The organism is Parafrankia sp. BMG5.11 (assembly GCF_004337455.1).
This window is the reverse complement of record NZ_SJXI01000072.1, coordinates 13,658-32,948: the sequence shown is the minus strand read 5'-3', so window position 1 is coordinate 32,948 and position 19,291 is coordinate 13,658. Positions and strand designations below refer to the sequence as shown.

At 67.1% G+C, this 19,291-nt stretch carries 16 protein-coding genes; 4 read left to right on the top strand and 12 right to left on the bottom strand.

The window, feature by feature from the left end:
* Positions 1–5: 5 nt before the first annotated feature.
* The 11 genes from E0504_RS37530 to E0504_RS37480 all read right to left on the bottom strand — a co-directional run bounded on the left by E0504_RS37530 (position 6) and on the right by E0504_RS37480 (position 13,342).
* Entirely contained in the window at positions 6–1,568 is a 1,563-nt protein-coding gene (locus E0504_RS37530) for an acyl-CoA carboxylase subunit beta (protein ID WP_131626796.1), read from the bottom strand.
* Positions 1,569–1,590: 22 nt separating this feature from the next.
* Positions 1,591–3,423: a biotin carboxylase N-terminal domain-containing protein gene (locus E0504_RS37525; protein ID WP_131626795.1), complete on the bottom strand. Its 1,833-nt coding sequence runs from the start codon at positions 3,421–3,423 to the stop codon at positions 1,591–1,593.
* 20 nt (positions 3,424–3,443) lie between these two features.
* Positions 3,444–4,277 (bottom strand): fumarylacetoacetate hydrolase family protein, encoded by an 834-nt coding sequence (locus tag E0504_RS37520; protein ID WP_131626794.1) that lies wholly within the window; start codon positions 4,275–4,277, stop codon positions 3,444–3,446.
* Between the two features lie 92 nt (positions 4,278–4,369).
* The gene (locus tag E0504_RS37515; protein WP_112107499.1) at positions 4,370–4,843 is read right to left on the bottom strand and encodes a MaoC/PaaZ C-terminal domain-containing protein; all 474 of its coding nucleotides are present in this window, start codon (positions 4,841–4,843) and stop codon (positions 4,370–4,372) included.
* An 80-nt stretch (positions 4,844–4,923) separates the two neighbouring features.
* A complete protein-coding gene (locus tag E0504_RS37510; RefSeq protein ID WP_112107500.1) occupies positions 4,924–5,787 on the bottom strand; it encodes a TIGR03619 family F420-dependent LLM class oxidoreductase in 864 nt (287 codons plus the stop codon).
* Positions 5,788–5,850: 63 nt separating this feature from the next.
* Positions 5,851–6,720 carry a mycofactocin-coupled SDR family oxidoreductase gene (locus tag E0504_RS37505; RefSeq protein WP_112107501.1) on the bottom strand — a complete coding sequence of 290 codons (870 nt, stop codon included), beginning with the start codon at positions 6,718–6,720 and terminating at the stop codon, positions 5,851–5,853.
* Positions 6,717–7,841: an ABC transporter permease gene (locus E0504_RS37500; RefSeq protein WP_200835351.1), complete on the bottom strand. Its 1,125-nt coding sequence runs from the start codon at positions 7,839–7,841 to the stop codon at positions 6,717–6,719. Before E0504_RS37500 ends, E0504_RS37505 begins: the two co-directional genes overlap by 4 nt.
* Positions 7,838–10,399 (bottom strand): ATP-binding cassette domain-containing protein, encoded by a 2,562-nt coding sequence (locus tag E0504_RS37495; RefSeq protein WP_112107502.1) that lies wholly within the window; start codon positions 10,397–10,399, stop codon positions 7,838–7,840. The genes E0504_RS37500 and E0504_RS37495 overlap by 4 nt, the downstream gene beginning before the upstream one ends.
* Positions 10,400–10,438: 39 nt before the next feature.
* Positions 10,439–11,416 (bottom strand): substrate-binding domain-containing protein, encoded by a 978-nt coding sequence (locus E0504_RS37490; protein WP_207974653.1) that lies wholly within the window; start codon positions 11,414–11,416, stop codon positions 10,439–10,441.
* A 263-nt stretch (positions 11,417–11,679) separates the two neighbouring features.
* On the bottom strand, positions 11,680–12,204 hold the full coding sequence (locus E0504_RS37485) for a nuclear transport factor 2 family protein (protein ID WP_200835353.1): 525 nt from the start codon (positions 12,202–12,204) through the stop codon (positions 11,680–11,682).
* 28 nt (positions 12,205–12,232) lie between these two features.
* The gene (locus tag E0504_RS37480; RefSeq protein WP_112107504.1) at positions 12,233–13,342 is read right to left on the bottom strand and encodes an NDMA-dependent alcohol dehydrogenase; all 1,110 of its coding nucleotides are present in this window, start codon (positions 13,340–13,342) and stop codon (positions 12,233–12,235) included.
* A gap of 358 nt (positions 13,343–13,700) precedes the next feature.
* On the opposite strand from E0504_RS37480, the gene E0504_RS37475 reads away from it, so the two are divergent.
* Positions 13,701–14,300 (top strand): TetR/AcrR family transcriptional regulator, encoded by a 600-nt coding sequence (locus tag E0504_RS37475; RefSeq protein WP_112107505.1) that lies wholly within the window; start codon positions 13,701–13,703, stop codon positions 14,298–14,300.
* 68 nt (positions 14,301–14,368) lie between these two features.
* Here E0504_RS37475 and E0504_RS37470 read toward each other — a convergent pair whose 3' ends face one another.
* Complete coding sequence (locus E0504_RS37470; RefSeq protein ID WP_112107506.1) at positions 14,369–15,805, bottom strand: aldehyde dehydrogenase family protein; 1,437 nt, start codon at positions 15,803–15,805, stop codon at positions 14,369–14,371.
* Positions 15,806–16,235: 430 nt separating this feature from the next.
* Here E0504_RS37470 and E0504_RS37465 point away from each other — a divergent pair, with 430 nt between their 5' ends.
* From E0504_RS37465 to E0504_RS37455, 3 genes are all read left to right on the top strand, one after another.
* The gene (locus E0504_RS37465) at positions 16,236–17,759 is read left to right on the top strand and encodes a class I adenylate-forming enzyme family protein (RefSeq protein WP_112107507.1); all 1,524 of its coding nucleotides are present in this window, start codon (positions 16,236–16,238) and stop codon (positions 17,757–17,759) included.
* A 99-nt stretch (positions 17,760–17,858) separates the two neighbouring features.
* Entirely contained in the window at positions 17,859–18,764 is a 906-nt protein-coding gene (locus E0504_RS37460) for a CoA ester lyase (protein ID WP_112107508.1), read from the top strand.
* Complete coding sequence (locus tag E0504_RS37455) at positions 18,761–19,216, top strand: MaoC family dehydratase (protein WP_112107509.1); 456 nt, start codon at positions 18,761–18,763, stop codon at positions 19,214–19,216. The genes E0504_RS37460 and E0504_RS37455 overlap by 4 nt, the downstream gene beginning before the upstream one ends.
* Positions 19,217–19,291: the final 75 nt, after the last annotated feature.

The window sequence follows — 19,291 nt, the reverse complement described above, 5'->3', positions numbered from 1 at the left end:
CCCACTCAGACCGGCGTGACGCCGACACGGCGGGCCGGGCCGGTACGGGGGCGCCGGCGGTAGACATCCAGACGGGAGACGAGTTCGTTCCGCAGGAGGCTCGTCGGTACCACGGCCTCCACAGCGTTCTCGTTGGCAATCTTGAACACGTCGATCCCGGCAGCGTACTCGTCCTGCTTCTCCTTGATGAAGGCCGCACGTTCCGCGGGGTCTTCGATGCTCTGGATCCGGTTGTAGTGAATTCCGTTGACGGCGGCGTCGGGGCCCATGAGAGCGGGTTTGGCGGTCGGCAACGCGATCACCGCATCAGGGTTCATCGGTGCTCCCGACATGGCCAGATAGCCACCCCCATACGCCTTCCGCACCAGAACCGTGATCCGCGGGACCCGACTGTCGGCGACGGCGTACAGCATCTTCGCCCCGTGCCGGATGATGCCGTTCCGCTCGACCTCCGAGCCGATCATGTAGCCGGCGATGTCGACAAGAAACAGCAGCGGAATGTTGAAGGCGTTGCAGATCCAGATGAATCGCGCCGCTTTGTCCGAGGAGTCGGGGAAGAGCACGCCACCCAGATGAATCGGCTGATTGGCCACGATGCCGACCGGATGGCCGTCTAGACGTGCGAACCCGGTGACCAGTTCCGGGGCGAAAAGCTCCTTGTAGGGGAAGAACGAGCCGTCGTCGACCACCGCGTTGATCAGTTCGACCATGTCGAAGGGTTCCGACTCCCGCTCCGGGACGATCTCCCGTACGGTGCGCCCGTCTGCGGGCTCCAGCGGCTGGGCCCGCGGCGGGTCCTCCTGCCAGTGCTGGGGCAGGTAGGAGAGCCAGACACGGATCGCCGCGATGGCCTCCTCGTCGTCTTCGACCAGGACGTCTCCCAGGCCGGAGGTGCGGCAGTGCATCTCCGCGCCGCCCATCTCCTCCAGCGTCACGTCCTCCCCGGTCACCATCTGGGCAAGCCGCGGAGAACCCAGGTAGGCGGTGGCCCGACCCCGAACCATGATCGTGAGGTCGCACAGCGCTGGCACGTATGCCGACCCGGCCGGCGAGGGCCCGAACAGGGCGCAGACCTGCGGGATCCGCCCGGAGTACTGGACCTGGTTGTAGAAGATGTTCCCCCAGGCCCGGCGGCCGGCGTAGCTCTCGAACTGCTCGTCGATGCGTGCTCCGGCGGAGTCGAACAGGTAGACCAGCGGTGCCCCGATGTCGTCGGCGGTCCGCTGCATGTTGACGATCTTCTCGAAGGTGCGCTTGCCCCAGGTTCCGGCCTTGACTGTGTAGTCGTTCGCGATGACGCACACGGTCCGGCCATCGACCCTGCCGACGCAGGTGACCACCGCGTCGCCGGGCAGTCCCTCCTCGAACCGTGCCAGCAGGCCGTCCTCGAAGCTCCAGCCGTCGTCGAAGAGCAGGGCCAGCCGGTCGCGGACGAGCATCTTGCCGGCCTCGACCTGCTTGCGCCGCTGTGTCTCGCTCCCGCCGAGGCGGGCCGCGGTCAGCTTGCGTTCAAGCTCCTCGTGGGGATCGGAACGCACCACCGCGGGTGCCGGTGTGGTCTGAGTCATGATGTCTCCCGGATAGGTCGGCTCAGCCCGCCGACGGTGTGATCTCGCCGAGCAGGGTGCCTGTGCTGACCACCAGGCCCGGTGTCGCGAGCAGGGATGTCACGGTTCCGGCGATCGCTGCCCGTATCGGGTTCTCCATCTTCATGGCCTCCAGGACGAGCACGACCCGGCCCTCCTCGACGAGGTCGCCCTCCTTCACATTGATCTTGATCACCGTCCCCTGCATGGGGCTCACCAGTGCGCCCGTCCCGGCGGCGGCCTTCTTCGGGCGACGCGCGGCAGCTTCGCCACGTCGCCGGCCGGCGGTTCCGTTCCTGGCCGCGGCGGACGGGGCCGCGACGGCTGTCAGCGTCGGCGCCGCGGGCAGGGGAATGCGGTAGAGGCGGCCACCCACGTAGACCTCCTGCCGATCGAGCAGCTCGTCGTTCTCGGCGGCCTGGTCAGCGTGGTCAGGGTGATCGGAGTCGTCGGGGTCGGTCGCCACTCCGGGTGCCGGCAGCAGTGCGGGAAGGTCCACCTCGTGCTCGAGCCAGCGGGTGCTGATCCGGGCGTTCTGGAAGTCGGCATGGTTCAGGATCACGGTTGCCGCGGGCAGTGTTGTGGGGATGCCCTCGATCTGCAGCTCGGCGACGGCGCCCAGGGCGCGCTCGATCGCGTGGCTTCTTGTCGGCGCCCACACGACCAGCTTGCCGACGAGGCTGTCGTAGTACGGCAGCACCTCGTCGCCGGTGTCGTAGCCACCGTCGAACCGCACGCCCGGGCGGACGGGCACCCGCAGCGTGCTGACCGGCCCGGGGGACGGCCGGAAGGCGCCCTCCGCGACGTCCTCCGCGTTGACGCGGATCTCGATGGCGTGCCCGCGGGGGGAGGGCCCTGAGGAGGTGACGCTGAGGCGGCCGCCACCGGCGACGCGGATCTGTTCGGCGATCAGGTCGAGCCCGAGGGTCTCCTCGGTGACCGGGTGCTCGACCTGGATCCGCGTGTTCATCTCAAGGAAGTAGAAGGCGTCCCGCTCAGCCTCGACGAGATACTCGACCGTGCCGGCCCCGACGTAGCCGACCGCCGACGCCAGCCGAACCGAGGCCTCCCCCATCGCCTGCCGCAGCCGCGGAGACAGACCGGGTGCGGGGGCCTCCTCGACGAGTTTCTGATGCCGACGCTGAACCGAACAGTCGCGGTCGCCGAGCCAGACCACGGTGCCGTGGGTGTCGGCGAAGACCTGGACCTCCACATGCCGAGCGTTGGCGAGATATCGCTCGATATACACCTCGTCCCGGCCGAACGCGGCGGCAGACTCACGGCGCGCGGCCTCGAACGCCTCAGCGGCCTCCCCCTCGTTCCACACTGTGCGCATCCCACGGCCGCCGCCCCCGTAGGAGGCTTTGATCGCCAGTGGATAGCCGTGCTGACGCCCGAACTCGACGACCTCGTCGACAGTGGTGATCGCGCCCTTGCTGCCCGGGACCTGGGGGACTCCCGCGGTGCCCGCGGTCTCCCGCGCGGCGACCTTCTCACCCATCGCCTCGATCGCCGCGGCCGGCGGCCCGATGAAGGTCAGACCGGCGGCATCGACCGCACGGGCGAAACCGGCGTTCTCAGCCAGGAACCCGTAGCCGGGATGAATGGCTTCCGCGCCGGAGGCCACAGCCGCCGCAATAATTTTGTTCTGGTCGAGATAGGTGTCCTTCGCACCCGCCCCGTCCAAGGCCGCGGCTTCGTCCGCCAGCCGGGTGTGCAGGGAGTCGCGGTCAGGATCGGAATATACGGCGACGCTCCCGATGCCGAGCTCGCGGCAGGTGCGGATGACCCGAACCGCGATCTCACCACGGTTGGCCACGAGGATTTTCGAGAACATCCGACAGCCTTTCGGTCGATTCAGTGGACGTCGGCTTCGACACACACGTTCCGCAGGGTGCCGAGCTCCGAGACCGTGGTGACGACGACGCTGCCCGGCGCCAGGAACTCCGCCGGCTGGCGCGCCACTCCCACCCCGCCCGGCGTGCCGGTGAGAACGATGTCACCGGGCCGCAGTGCCAGGACGTGCGAGAGGTAGGAGACGAGCACGTCGGGCGGGAAGACGAGATCCTTCGTCGAGGCCCGCTGCTTCTCCACACCGTCCACAGAGCAGGTGACGGTCAGGCCGTCCCGCGGATCGACCACAGTGCCGGCGACGATCCAGGGACCGATCGGCGTGGTCCGTTCAAAGGTCTTTCCCAGCAGCCACTGGGTCCCCCGACGCTGCCAGTCGCGCGCGGAGACATCATTGGCGACCGTGTAGCCGGCGATGAAGGCACCCGCCTCCCGGGGCGAGACACGGCGGGCTCGCCGGCCGATCACCAGCGCGAGCTCGGCCTCCCAGTCCCACGCCTTCGCCTCGGGACTGAGCACTATCGGATCAGCGGGCCCGACGAGCGCCTCGGGAAACTTGCTGAACACGTTCGGGTACTCGGGCAGCGGATGACCCAGCTCCAGAATGTGATCGCGGTAGTTGTGTCCGACGCAGATCACCTTCGACACCGGGTCGGCCGCCGGTAGAAGCGAGACCTCGACCGGGGCCGAAATCTCCGCGACGGCATGCTCGCCAGGATTCTCAAGTATCCCGGCTGCAAAGGCCGTTCCGAAGGTCTCGAACGGGCTGAGAAATGTCACCCCGTCAAGGCTGACCACAACCCGTGGGCCCTCGGATGTCCGCATTCTGGCCAGCCGCATCGCGAATCCCCTCCCGCATCCACCCACTGACATCGACCACATCATCCGACACATCCGACACATCCGACCTTAACAAACGAACGCTCGTTTGTCTACGACAGCGCAATCATGAGGTCGCTCGTGAAGGTCATGACCACCTCGTCACGCTGATCTACCATCTCGTAGGCGAAGGTCCAGATGCCCCGGTCGCCGGAGGACGTAGTGCGGGCAGCCGTGAGCGTCACTCGCGGGTGCACGGTGTCTCCGATACGCACCGGCGACAGGGCGCGAACGCGGTCGACCCCGAGCCAGGCCACGACGTTGCGGAGCATTCCGGTCTGTGTGAACAGACCGAGCCCAAGGCTCATGATCAGCGGCCCGTGCGCGATTCGGGATCCGAACCGGGTCTGCGCCGCGAGCGTCTCGTCCAGGTGCAGGGAGACGATGTCGCCGGTCAGCCCGGCCCACGTGACCAGATGCGCGTCGGTGATCGTCATGCCAGGACCATCGATGACCGTTCCCACAGTCAGATCGTCAAAATTCGGCCCCCGGCCAACGTGGGGCGGCGTGCGGACGTCGAAAGACATCGTCGATAGCTCCCGGTTCCGAAGTGCTGGAGCGCGGGCAGGCGGCCAGGCACCCGCCACGCGGCACTGATCCACTGGGCTCAGCTGTTGAACGCGGCGACCACCTTGGCGACCGCGTCAAGGTTCGCCATTCCTCCCGCCGGACTCGCGGCCGGGTCGATCCACAGGGCGGCCCGTTCCACGCCCTGCGCCGCGTAGCGCTCAAGCACCGCGGGGTCCGGCGGCGCCGAGGCCACTGCGATGCTGATCGAGTCGCGGTCGCGGCCGACCTCGTCGACGGTCCTCCAGAACGCGGGAATGGACGCCTCAAGCGTGGGATCATGCGGCGGTGGCACGACGTACCAGACGTCCGCCCACTGCGCGGCGTGCCGCATGGTGGTGGGGCCGGCGCCCCCCAGGTAGATCTTCGGGCCAGCCGCCTGCTTCGGCTTGGGCCAGGACCAGCTCGGCACGAGCGAGACCTCGGTGCCCTCGTAACTGGCCTCCTCCTGGGTCCACAGGGCACGCATCACCTGGACCTTGTCCCGGAGGATGCTGAACCGCCGCTTCCAGACCACGCCATGTGACTCGGCCTCGTCCTGATTCCAGCCGAAACCGACGCCGCAGAGGAGACGTCCGTTCGACAGGAAGTCGAGGGTGGCAAGCTCCTTCGCCTTCGCGATCGCGTCATGCTGGGCCAGCAGGCAGACGCCCGTGCCGAGCAGGAGGGTCCGCGTGCCGGAAGCGATCATGGAGAGGGTGACGATCTGGTCCAGCGTGTGCAGGTAGAAGGACGGCAGTTCCCCCCCGCCGTAGGCCGCGGGGTACGGCGTCCGCCGCGATAGCGGAAAATGTGTGTGCTCAGGCAGGAAGAGCGACTCGAACCCATAGGCTTCCGCCGCCTGCGCGAACTCGACGGGGTCAGGCCCGTCGTCGGTGAAGAAGTAGACACCGCCAAGCTTCATAAAAGCTGCCCTTCAGGCCTTCGAGACGAAGATGGTCGCGCCGCGCACATGCTTGGACGACGGTCACCCGTTGTACTTGACCAGCATTCCGGCGTCGACGGGGATCGCGGCTCCGGTGACGTACCTGGACTCGTCCGACGACAGCCACAGGACTACTGCGGACACGTCCTCGACCTCGACCCAGGGAATCGGGAACAGATTGATGCGCTGCAGCACCTCGGCCGTGTCGTCGACATCCGGATTCTCCAGACCCGGCGAAAACATTCGAGCCGACGCGGGATTGTCGATCATGGGCGTGTGAACGTTCGTGGGGTGCACGGTGTTGACTCGGACGCCGTGTCGCGCGACTTCGTTCGCCAACGAGGCCGCCAGACCCACCAGACCGTGCTTTGCCGCCGAGTAGTTGCTGACTCCGGGAATTCCACGCAGTCCGGCAATGGAGCTGACCAGCACCACCGAGCCGCCGTTCCCGGCCTCGATCATGTGGGGTACGGCGGCCCTGACGGACGTCCAGACACCAGTCAGATTGATGTCGACGACGGTGTCCCACTCCTCGCGGCTGAACTCCCAGGTCTGACGGCCCCTGCCGAGAACACCGGCATTGGCGACCAGGATGTCGAGGCGGCCCAGTTCCGCCACCCCCGCCGCGGTCCCGGCCGCAACGGCGTCCAGATCTCGGACATCAGCCTCCACCGCCACCGCGCGGCGGCCGAGTGCACGGACCTCCTTGGCAACCGTCTCCAGCGCGGAAGAGTCCGGCATCGGGTACTCGATGTTCTCGATCGACGACACGGCGTCGAGGAGGATGACGTCCGCTCCCTCCGCTGCCAGCCGCAGGGCGTGGCTTCGGCCCTGTCCTCGAGCGGCGCCTGTCACCAAGGCGGCCTTGCCAGCGACCCGGCCCGCGCCTGGGGTTCCCGCTGCGTCACTCATGAGTGCCTCGCCTTCCGTGTGGTCTGATGCGCCAGCCAGGCACGCAGATCGAGGCCGCGCACTGTGACGGCGATCCCGATCAGCGCCGCCTGGACGATCAACTGTGTCGACGACGGCGCGCCGAGGGAGAACACCAGCTGGGTGAGCTGGCTGAGGAACAGCGCCCCGATCGCCGAGCCCACGACCGTGCCCCGCCCGCCGGTGAGCGCGGTTCCCCCGATCACCACGGCCGCTATCGACGGCAACAGGTAGGAGTTGCCCGCGTTCGTGTTCGGGGTGCTCACATAACCCGCCAGGACTACGCCGGCGCCGGCGTAGCACAGAGCCGCCGCGACGTACCCGCCGATCTGGACCCGGGCGACCCGGATGCCGGCGACCCGTGCGGCTCGCTCGCTGGCTCCGACCGCGACCAGCCGCCGACCCCAGGTACTGAGCGAGGTCGCCACCGCCGTGAACAGCACGAGACCGAGCGCCAGCCAGACCGTGTTGGAGATCCCCAGGGCCTTGTTCAGGGAGAAGGAGGCGACTGCCTCCGGGGCCCGGGTCGGTGTCCCGCCCGAGTAGGCCAACGCTGCGCCCACCAGGCCCGCGTTCATGGCAAGCGTCGCAACCAGCGGCGTCACCGAGAACACGGTGACGATGACGCCGTTGAGCACGCCGATGACGACGGCTATGACGGTGACGACGGCCAGGGCGGCGATGACGTTGTCGCCGTGGTCCGCGGCGTACTGGCTGCTCACGAGAGCCGCTAACGTCATCATTCCGGGCAGGGAGAGATCGATGCCACGCAGCATGATCACCAGGGTCTGCCCCACCGACGCCATCGCCAGGATGCCGGCGAACGGCAGCAGCGAGTCGATCCCGCTCCGCGAGACGCTTCCCGGCGCGATCAACCAGCTGAGCAGGAACAGCGCGACCGTGACGATCAGCACTGGCGCGGAGTCCGGCCACCGTCGACCTCGTCTGGGGCCCATGCGGGCCAGGAGTTTCCGGGGTGCCGTCCGCGCGCCGGGCCCGGTCCCGCTGCCTGCTCGCGCTCCGTTCTCGCCGTCGCTCGCCTGCGCTCTGCTCTCACCGTCCGTGCCAGTACCCGCTCCGGTGCCGACGAGGTGGGCGCTCATGCCACGCTCCGTGTCATCAGTGACCGGGTCTTGGAGTAGAGGGCCACGGAGACGATCGTGAGTCCCGCCAGGAGCCACTGCTGCCAGTAGAGTTCCAGGCCCAGGAACTGCACGACGGTGTTGACCTGAGTGATGAGGGCCGCGCCCACCAGCGCGCCCACGAACGAACCGCGGCCACCGAAGATGGACGCCCCGCCCAGCACCACGGCCGCGATGCTGGACAGCGTGTAGCTGTCGCCAATGCTGGGATTCCCGGTACGGGCCTGGGCCATCAGCAACAGGGCCGCTGGAACGACCAGCACAGAGCATCCGACATAGGCGACAAGGCTGGCCCGGCGGGATGACAGTCCGATCCGCTCAGCTGTTCGTGGGTTTGAACCCACGGCCCGCAAGCGGACGCCCCGCGACGACAGCCGGAGCCATGCTTCGAGCCCGATCGCCACCGCGATGGCAAGAACCATCATCACGGGCACGAACCCCCAGGTCGTCTGGACCTTGGAGAGGAACACAGGGTCGATCCGCCCCGCAGGCAGCGGGCGCAGCAGGAACGCCAGCCCCTGCAGGAGGGTGAACGTCACGAGCGTCGCCATGATCGGACTGATCTTGAGAACGCTCGCCAGCACCCAGTTCACCGTCCCGGCCGCAGCCGCGACGAGGACCAGCAGAACGACACCGAAAACCATGCCGGCCGGCGAGCGGTAGGCAGCGAGCGAGAAGGAGCCCACCACCACCAGGAAACTTGCCAGTGGTCCCACCGAAAGGTCGATCCCACCGACGAGCATCACCATCTGCTGACCCATTGCGAGGAAGGCGAGCAGCGCGAGGAGCGGGAGCACCAGACTGAAGTTCCGCTGCGTCAGATAGAACTCGGTGTGATTCACCGCGACCACACCGAGCACGAGGATCGCCAGCGCCAGGACGCCCGAGGGCATCAGGTCGTTGCGAGCCAGCCTCCGTGGTACCGAGTTGGCGGCGGGAGCGGGTCGAGTGGCCTCGTCTTCGGCAGCGCTGGCCCTGGCCCTGCTCGCGGTCAGCGCGGCCTGCGTGATGCCGTGGTCCGTGAGGGCCGCGCCCTCCAGCTCGGCCACCACCTGGCCACGGGAGAAGACCACGACCCGGTCGCAGATCTGCGCGAGCTCGGCACTCGAGGAGGACAGAACGATGACGGCGATTCCGCGGCGTGCGGTCTCCCGGAGGATCTCGTAGATCTCCTCGCGTGCCCCGACGTCCACCCCCTGGGTGGGCTCGTCGGCCAGGATCACCTGTGAGCCGGCGAGGAGCACCCGGCTGAGCACGACCTTTTGCTGGTTGCCGCCTGATAGCGACGCGATCTCCACATCCATCGACGGCGCCTTGACTCTGAGCGCCTCGAACTGGCCGCGGATGGCTCGCCGTTCGGTCTGGGTCGACATCAGCCCCCAGCGCGACAACCGCCTGAGCGTCGTCACGGCGGCGTTCTCTCGCAGCGACAGATGCGCGAACACGCCCTCGTTATGCCGATCCTGCGGGAGATAGAGCACTCCCCCGCGTTGGGCGACTGACGGGTTACGGGTACTGATCTTACGATCGTTGACCCGTACCTCCCCGCGGCCGTCCTCCAGGCCTGCCAGCGCGCGGAGCACCTCCCGCTGCCCCTGGCCCTCGATGCCCGCGAACCCGAGGATCTCACCCGCCCGCACGGACAGGGTCACATCGTGGAAAGCCTGTCCCGAAAGGCCACGGACGGCGAATCTCTCGGTCTGCTGCACGTCGCCGCCGGACGCCCGATGTTCGCCGACCGTGACCTCGTGGCCGACCACCAGGTTCACGATCTCGGGTTCACTCACCGTCGCACGGTCGAAGGTCCCGACAAGCGCACCGTCGCGGAGCACCGAGATCGTGTGAGCGATCCGCATCACCTCACCGAGGCGGTGGGAGATGTAGACGACCGCGCCCCCGTGTTCCACGTGCTCCCGGACGAGTCTGAACAACTCCTCGACCGCCGCCGGCAGCAGATGCTCTGTGGGCTCGTCGAGCACGATGACCCGGGGCTGTTCGGCCAGCGCACGACCGATCTCCACCACGAAGCGGGCATCAGGCCGTAGCTCACGGACGGGCAGCGATGGATCGATGTCGGCCAACGACTGCCAGCGGTCGAGAATCTCCCTGGCCCAGCGCCCCTGCGCCCGCAGCGCCGGACGTTGCGCCTGCGGCATCGCCAGCGCCATGTTCTGCGCCACCGTCAGATCCGGAAGGAGAGCCGGCTCCTGGTAGACGATGGCCAGGCCCGCCTCCCGGGCCCACTCCGGGGACGGTTCCTCGCTGACCGCCGAGCCGATCTCGACGGTGCCGGTGTCAGCGCGAACGGATCCCGCCGCCACGCCGACCAGGGTCGACTTGCCGGCGCCGTTCTCCCCTACCAGGGCGTGGATCTCCCCGGCGTGCACCCGCAGGGACACCCCTTTGAGCGCGTGGACACCGGGGTATCGCTTCTCGATCTGGTCCAACCGAAGGACCACCGTCCGGGGATCGGCCGTCGGTAACAGCCGGTCGTCGTCAACGACTTCGGATTGCGTCACCGCATCCCTCCTTCCTTCCCTGACTGCGCGGATGCACCGTCAGCTGAAAACGGCGGCAAGTTTCTCCGGTGACAGCGCGGAAGAGAGGTCTGCGTCCGGCGGCAGGTCCTTCCTGCAGGTCGGCAGCTTTCCGTTCACCGTATCAACGAACACCTTGAGGTCGAAGTTCGTCGGCTCGTTGTCAGGCAGTTTGCCCAGCGCTGCGAGCGCCTTTCGTGCCGCGATCCGGACAACGGTGGTGGTGCCGTCCAGGGTGAACAGCTCGAAATCAGGGTTCGCCTCGTGCAGATCCACCCACATGCAGCCGAGCTCGTTGTCCGTTGCCGATGTCGCCAGCGGCGGGATACTACGGCCGGCATTCACGAACGCCCGAATCGTCCCCTTGTCGGCATTTCCGTAGTCGGAGACGATGGCGTCGATCTGGCTATACTTCGCCAGCGCGCCCGCCGCCGCCCGCTGCATGTAGGCAGGGTCCCAGCTCGAGGGCACCGGCTGATCCGTGAGCGAGGTGACCGGATCACCCATCTCCTCGCTCGTCTGCCTGACCGCCTCGAACAGCGCCAGCGTGGAGGGGCTGCCTCCCGCCAGGCCGCCCGTGAACAGCATGCGGGCACCTGGGTCGACAATCTTGGCCAGCCACCGCGTCATGGCGTCGCCTTCGGTGTCGAAGTTGTACTGGACGTACCCGTCGTAATCGACTCCGACCTTCCCGCCCGGGTCGGAGATGTACGGCACGACGACAACTCCGGCCTGGTGCGCCTGCTGAAGCGCGCTCAGAGCCTGACTACCGAAGTCGTCATAGGTGATGATCGCGTCGAAACCCTGCGCCGTGTAGGAGTTGATCGCGGTGATGTACTTCTGCAGGTCGCCGTCGGTCTGGGTGTATTTGAGCGTCACGTTGTCGCAGGCCGATAACTCGTCGGCCAGCTCCGCCTGCGTGATGCGCCGCCACGAGTTCCCGCCGAACCCCGCGACATGGGCAATTTTGAGCGGCCGGTCACCGCAGAGCTGCTGCACGGGAACCGCTCTATCGGAACCCGCGGCTCCCACCTCCGCGGAATCCGCGGCGGAGTCGGTCGCCGGCGCGCTCGCAGAGCAGGCCGCGACCGAGAGCAGCGAGACCGCCGCGGTCGCCACGACCGCCCGCCTCAGCCATCTTCTGGGCACGATGAACCCCTTTGTACAATTGGAGGGAAGAATGTTGGAACGTGCGGCGGTACGGGCCCCGCCCGGCCGGGAGGACGTACACGGTCCCGGGATTCAGGCGGTTCCCCGCCGGGTCAGGGCCGGAAGGGCTGCCTGACCCAGCCCTGGTCCCAGTTGGAGACCTGGTGGGTCCGACCAAGCAGTTCCTGGAAATACCAGGTCCCGTCGCGCCTGACGAACTGATCGGTGTAGTTGAGCGTGAGAATCACCGCATCCTTCTCACTCGGGTCTTCCGTGCGCTCGATCGTGCAGAAGCAGATGAGGTAGAACCGGCCGGTGGCGGTCTCGCCGTCCGACGCGACCTCGACCCGGGGCGCGATCACATAGTGCTGGGCCCAGGAGATCCGCTCCGACAGCGCCCGAAAATGAGCCTTGATCTCGTCATGGCCGGTAAGAGTCGCGCCCTCACCGTCGACGACCCAGCGGCCATCCTTGGCGAAAAGGCCGGCGATGCCCTCGGGATCGTACGAGTCATCGCAGTAGCCGGCATAGCGGTACTTGAGCTGCTCGATGGCACGAATATCTTCGAGACGCGCGAGTCGTGCCACAAGTTCGGCGACGGGCACGCCTCCCGAGTCCTGACCGTCCGGTGCCGTCATTGATATTCCCCCAGCCTGCGGACGGATGTCAGTGGTCGATGTCGAGAATGCCGCGGATGTTGACGCCTTCGAGGAGGTCGTCATAGCCTTTGTTCACCCCTTCGAGGGGGTAACGACTGGTGATGAGCTCGTCCAGGTGCAGGTGCCCGGCCTGATAAAGATCGATCATCTTACGGATGTCCTGATGTGGGCTGCCCGACCCGAAGAGGCTCCCGACGATCTTCTTCTCATACAGAGTGAGCTCGAGGCTCGGAATCGCCAGCTGTGTGTTCGGGTTGGCAAGTGCCGTCACGACCACCGTGCCGGCCTTCCGAATGATCGTGAAAGCCTCGGAAACGACCTGCGCGTCAACCAGGCCGACTGTGACGATCGCCGCGTCGGCGCCCTGGCCGCGCGTCAGGTCCCAGACAAAGGTATGCGCCTCGGCCGCGGTCTCGAAGGCATGGGTGGCCCCGAGCTTGAGTGCAGTGTCGCGCTTGAACTTCAGCGGGTCGACTGCCACAATCACCCGGGCGCCTGCATGCCGGGCGCCCTGGACGGCGTTGATGCCGATGCCACCAATGCCATAGACGACTGTGACGTCGCCGGGCGTCGTGCCCGCCGCGTAGACAGCCGATCCCCAGCCTGTAGGCACCCCGCAGGCGAGGATCGCCATGACGTCCAGCGGCAGGCTCTCATCGATCTTCACGACGGCGGACTCGGGAATGACATTCCACTGGGAGAACGTTCCCAGCAGATCGACACCGCCTAAGTCGTGCCCCCTGGCGTGAAGCCGCTGCGTGCCGTCCAGCATCTTTCCAGCCATCAGATAGGCGCCGTTGTCGCACAGATTCGACTTGCCCATCATGCAGAACCGGCACCGGCCGCAGTAGGGCATCCACGAGGAGATGAAGTGGTCCCCCGGGCAGAGGTCGCGGACCCCCGGACCGACAGCCTCGACCACGCCCGCTCCCTCATGGCCCCCAACCATCGGCGGCGTGATGACCAGATCGCCATGCCGCAGGTGCTCATCGGAGTGACACAGACCCGCGTACTCGTAGCGAACGAGGACTTCGTTCGCCTTCGGCGGATCAAGATCGAGCTCCGTGATCTCGAAGTTCCCGACACTCTCCCACATCACAGCAGCTTTGGTCTTCATCGCGCTCCTTTCTGCCCCCGCCCTCGCGAACCAGCTCGATCACGCTAGGGAGACTAACGTTCGTTAGGTGGTTCACACTAAGCTATGCTGGTAGCGCTGGCAAGAGGTGGAGAAGCCTCGCGTGTTCGCACCCGAGGTTGAGATCCACACGCGTTCTGCAGCCACCTGTGCACAGTCGTCAGGCGTCATCAGGTGCCCGCGGAACGCCACTCCGTTTCAGGATCCATGGGTTGCTGTGGCCATCGAGTCGAACCATCATCCGGCAACGGGATGGTGCCGGGTCCGTAACACACGGAGACTAGACTGGGGTTGCATTCCAGAAACGTGGCCGGAAGAACTACATGGTCGGGAGAGGCCCATGACCCCAACGAACGGCAACTCCACGGCCATCGCGATCCGCGAGGCAGCCGCCCGGCTCTTCTACGAGCGCGGTTACGAAGCGACGTCCCTTCGCGAGATAGCCGCGGCCGTCGGAATCCAGGTGGGCAGCCTCTACAACCACATCGGAGGGAAGAACGAGCTCCTCCAGACGATCATGATAGAGATCATGGACGGGCTACTGGCCGCGATGCAGGAGGCCATCAGCTTCGAGGAGGACGCGGAGAAGCGGCTCGTCAGAGCTCTGGACTGTCATCTCCGCTTTCACGCGACCCATTCTCGGGACGTGTTCATCGGAAATTCCGAGCTGCGTGCTCTCACGGCAGAGGCCCGCCAGGAAGTGGCCAGCCGCCGGAACCAGTACGAATGCCAGCTCCGGCGACTCGTCGCCGGAGCTGGCACGGACCTCCCCGAAGATTCCGTTGACAACCGTCTGCAGACGTACTCGATCCTGGCGATCGGAACGCACCTGTCCTCGTGGTACCGGGAGGACGGCCCAATGTCACTGGAGGAGGTGGTCGACTGCTACACACAGGTAATTCTGCGCCAGCTCGGCATCGTAAGACTCGCTGCGCTCTGAGACCCCAGCCGGCCGGAAGAACACAATCGGCCGGCCGGGGTGCCGGCGTCACCGGGCTGCTGGCCGGGTCATTCCTCGGCGCCGAGCACAGCCTTCAGGATCTGGAAGCCCCGCACACCCCACTCGTCATGCTCATAGCCGTTACCAGACTGCTTCCACCCACCGAACGGCATGGCGGCGTACGCGGCGAACTCGTGGTTGATGTACACATGGCCGGCCTGGATCCTTCTCGCCACCCGGACGGCGCGTGCCCGATCCGCGGACTGGACCACGGCGGCCAGACCATAGATCGAGTCGTTGGCGATACGCACCGCCTCATCCTCGGTGTCGTAGGTGAGAATGCTCAGGACAGGACCGAAGATCTCTTCCTGCGCGATTCTCATGGCCGGCGTCACATCCGCAAAGACCGTGGGCCGGACGAAGTAGCCACGCTCCAGGCCCGCCGGCCGGCCGAGGCCGCCGGTCACCAGGCGTGCGCCCCCGTCGATGCCGCTCTGGATGAGCCGCTGCACATGCGCGAATTGACGATCATTGATCAGCGGACCGAGGGCGGTCGCCTCGTCCGTCGGGTCGCCGGTCACGAACTCCTCGGCGGTCTTCCGCGCGATGGCGACGACGTCCTCGAGCAGGTGCGCCGGCACGATCATCCGGGTCGCCACGCTGCACGACTGTCCGCTGTTGGAAAAGCATGCCGCGACGCCGTTGCGCACGGCAGTCTCCAGGTCCGCATCATCAAGGATCACGTTGGGTGACTTGCCGCCAAGCTCCAGGTGCACCATTTTGATCGTGTCGGCGGCATCGCGGAGGATCTGCCGGCCCGCCCGGGTCGAGCCGGTGAACGAGACCACGTCCACCCCGGGGTGCCTGGCCAGCGCACTGCCGACGGTAGGCCCCTCGCCGAACACCAGGTTGAAGACGCCCGGCGGCACCCCAGCCTCCTCGACGATCTCCGCGAACAGCACAGCATCGAGCGGCGAGTACTCACTGGGCTTGAGCACCATGGTGCATCCGGCGCCCAGCGCCGACGCCGCCTTGGTGAAGACCTGGTTGACGGGCCAGTTCCACGGCGTGATGAGCGCTGCGACGCCGGCTGGCTGGCAGATGATCCGCGATGTCCCGCGGACCTCCTCCAGCTCCTGGCGCCGCACCGCCTCGATCGTCCGCCGGAGGTGGGCCACGCCCAGGTCCGCCTGCGCGCCCCGCGCCAGGCTCGTCGGGGCGCCCATCTCGCGGGTCAGCGCGGCTGCGAAGTCGTCGCGCCGCCGCTCGTACGCCTCGAGGAGCCGCTCCAGCAGCTTGATCCGCTCATCGACCGATGTCAGCGAGTACTCCTCGAAGGCCGCCCTGGCCGCGTGCACTGCGTCATCGACATCCGCGTCGCCGGCGCTGCGCACTGAGGCGATCGGCTTCTCTGTCGCCGGGTTGACGACATCTGCCCAGGCGACCCCACGCGCCGGAACCCACCGACCGCCGATGAAGAGGTCGGTCTGACGCTCGATGCTCATAACTCTCCCTCGCTGCCCAGCGCTCACGCCTGGCTCGCCGGCGCGGCTGGTCGAAGACGGCTACGGCCAGGCTCCCGAAGGCACCGGCGATCGCGGTGACCATAGACGAACGGACGTAAGTTTGTCTACGCCCGTATACAGCCGTTGACGCCGCTTACCAGCACACTTACCCTGTGGGACACGCAGACTAACGAACGCTCGTATGTCGACGTGCGGTGGCGGTGACGCCCGCGCAGCGCCCACCACCGCGTGGGCGCCCGCCGCCGATTAGGTGTGTCGCGCGCCGAGTTTCTCCGGGCTGTCCTCCGATCACCGCGCCAGGCCACGGGCGCCGCCGGGAACCCGGGGCCGGCGCCTCCGAGCACTGCGTCGCCGTCGCCGTCGCCGCAGGGCGCGTCCCCGCACATCCACCCAGAAACGGAGGCCGCCGATGTTCCTGCTCCCTGACTTCATCCGGCTCAACCGGCGCCGACATCCCGACCTTCCCGCGGCGGTGGACGGGCTGAGCCGAAGCACCCACCGGGAGCTGTCGGACCGGGCATGGAGCCTCGCCTCCGGCCTGACGGCAAACGGAGTACGGCCCGGCGACCGTGTCGGCGTGCTGTCCGGAAACAGCACCTTTGCCCTGGAGACGTTCCTGGGCATCGTCGCCGCAGGAGCCGTCTACGTACCCTTCAACTGGCGCTGGACGCCCGCCGAGCTGATCCACGGCATTGCGCTGACCACGCCGAGCGTCGTCCTGGTCGAGGAGGAGTTCCGTTCCGCCTTCGACGCCGCCGTGCACGCCGAGATCGACCACAGGTTCCGCTGCTTCGGCCAGGCGAGCTCCTACGGGGAACTCCTCGGCCACGAACCGGTCGAACCGGACGTCGCTCTCAGCCCCGAAGCCCCCGCGGTGATTCTGTTCACCGGGGGCACGACGGGCTTCGCCAAGGGCGTGGAGCTCTCCCATCGCAGCGTGGTCTTCAACGCAGTCAACGAACTGGTTGACCTGCGGTTCGGAGCCGGTCAGGGACAGGTCGGGCTGTGCACCGTGCCGTTATTCCACTCCGCGTCTCTACTGACCGTCTTCGCGCCCCATTACATCGCGGGTGGCACCACGGCGGTCCTGCGCAGGTTCACCGAGGAGGGCTTCGCCGAGATCGTCGAGCGCGAACGGGTCACCTCGACCTTCGCCACCCCCAACATGCTGCGGCGCCTTCTCACGGCAGGGGTGCTGAGCCGCCCGGGCCTGCGCTGCCTTCGCCAGATCCACTCGGGCGCGGGCCTGCTGCGGATGCACGACAAAGAGGCCATCCGGGCGGCCCTTCCCGACGTGGAGCTCTTCTTCCGCTACGGGCTGACCGAGGCAGGTCCGATGGTGACCAGGCTGCGGAACGCAGACATCATGCGGCCTGACCTCGACGGCTCCGTGGGGTCCGAGTACACCTTCGCCGAGGTGCAGCTCCAGGATCCGGCCGGGCAGGAGATCCCGGATGGCGAACTCGGGGAGATCTGCGTGCGCGGGCCCGCACTGATGACGGGCTACTTCGGGCAGCCGGCAGCCACCAGGGACGTACTTCGCGATGGCTGGCTGCACACAGGAGACCTCGCCGTCCGCGGCAAGGACGGCAATCTGTTCTTCCGCGACCGAATCAAGGACATGATCAAGACCGGTGGCGAGAACGTATACGCCTCCGAAATCGAGCAGCTGCTCCACACCCACCCTGCGGTCATGGAGTGTGCCGTCGTCGGCGTACCCAGCGAGGAATGGGACGAGGAGGTCCGCGCGGTGGTCGTCCTGCGGCCAGGCTCCTACGCCGGAGCGGATGACCTCGGCAAGTTTCTCCGCGCCGAACTGGCCGGCTACAAGATTCCGAAGCACTTCGCCTTCCTCGAACTCGAGCAGATGCCCATCAATGCGAGCGGAAAGATCATAAAGAGTCGGCTGCGTGATCTGCTGGGATGGCCGTGACCCGCCCTTCCCCGGCACCGATCCCGCCTTCTCCGCCCTTCGTCGACGCTCTCTGCCCCCTATCCACCGATCTTCGACCGGCCGCCCGTGAGGACTGGCATGCTGCCCTACCGTTCCTGGTTGTTCGTTCCCGGCCACAAGGCGGCCTGGGTCGACAAGGCGCTGTCCGCCGGCGCGCATGCGCTGATTCTCGATCTGGAAGACGCCGTTCCCGACGGCGAGAAGCAGGCAGCCCGCGACACGACCGCCGCCTCGATCGCCCGGCTCGCGGGCCGGACTCCCGCCGGCCTCATCGTCCGCGTCAACGCACTGGACACCCCGCATTTCGGCGCCGACCTGGAGGCGGTCGTGCGGCCCGGCATCACCGCTCTCCTGCTGCCTAAGGTCCACAGCGCCGACGATCTCGTCGCGTTCGACGCCCTGGTCCGCCATTTCGAGATCAGGGCAGGCATGGAGGTCGGCACCGTGGGCCTGGTGCCCTCCTTCGAGACAGCCCGCAGCCTGGTGAACGTCGAGTCCATCGCCCAGGGGCCACGGGTCGTCAGCCTGATGGCCGCCGCGGCACGGGACGCTGACATCTCCCGGGAGGTCGGCTTTCGGTGGACGCCCGCCGGATTGGAAACCCTCTATCTCCGCAGCCGGGTCGTTCTGGCCGCGCGCGCTGCCGGTGTCCGCCACCTCGTCGTCGGTCTGTGGCAGGACATCCACGACCTGTCCGGGCTGCGTGCCTTTGCGCAGACCAACAGCGAGCTCGGCTTCACCGGCCAAGTGGTCATCCACCCGAGCCACGTGCCGGTCGTCAACGAGGCATACGCCGTTCCCGAGACCGACCTGAAGCGCTATCGGGCCATGGTCGAGGCCTACGAGCGCGGTGCGGCCGAAGGGCACGGGGCAGTTCTATTCGATGGCGAGCATATCGACCTCGCCCACGCCGAGAACGCTCGGCAGATCATCGAGTTCAACCGGCTCGCGCCGGGTTCCTCACCAAAGGCGGTAGCACCGTGACAGGAATGCACTTCGAAGATCTCAAGCCCGGCCTAGTGGTCCGGCACGCCGCCACCCGGACGGTTACCGAGACGGACAACCTGCTGTTCACCGCCTTGACCATGAATCCGCAGCCGCTGCACCTCGACGAGGAGTTCGCACGCGGATCGATGTACGGCCAGCGCATCGTCAACAGCGTGTTCACGCTCGGCCTCGTCGCGGGCATCCACGTGACCGACCTGACCCTGGGGACCACCCTGGGGAATCTCGGTTTCAAGGAGGTGCAGTTCCCGAAGCCCGTGTTCATCGGCGACACTCTCCGCGTGGAGTCGGAGGTGCTCGGCGCCCGGGAGTCAAGAAGCCGGCCAAACGCCGGAATCGTGGATTTTCTGCACCGGGCCATCAACCAGCGGGACGAGGTTGTCTGCGTCCTGACTCGGGCCGCGCTGATGCTCCGGCGGCACGCGCCGTAGTCGGTGCGGCCGCGCGGTTCCGGCGGTCCGCTGCGTCCTGCCGACCGCAGCGTTTCTGGCGCCGTCGACCGTGAT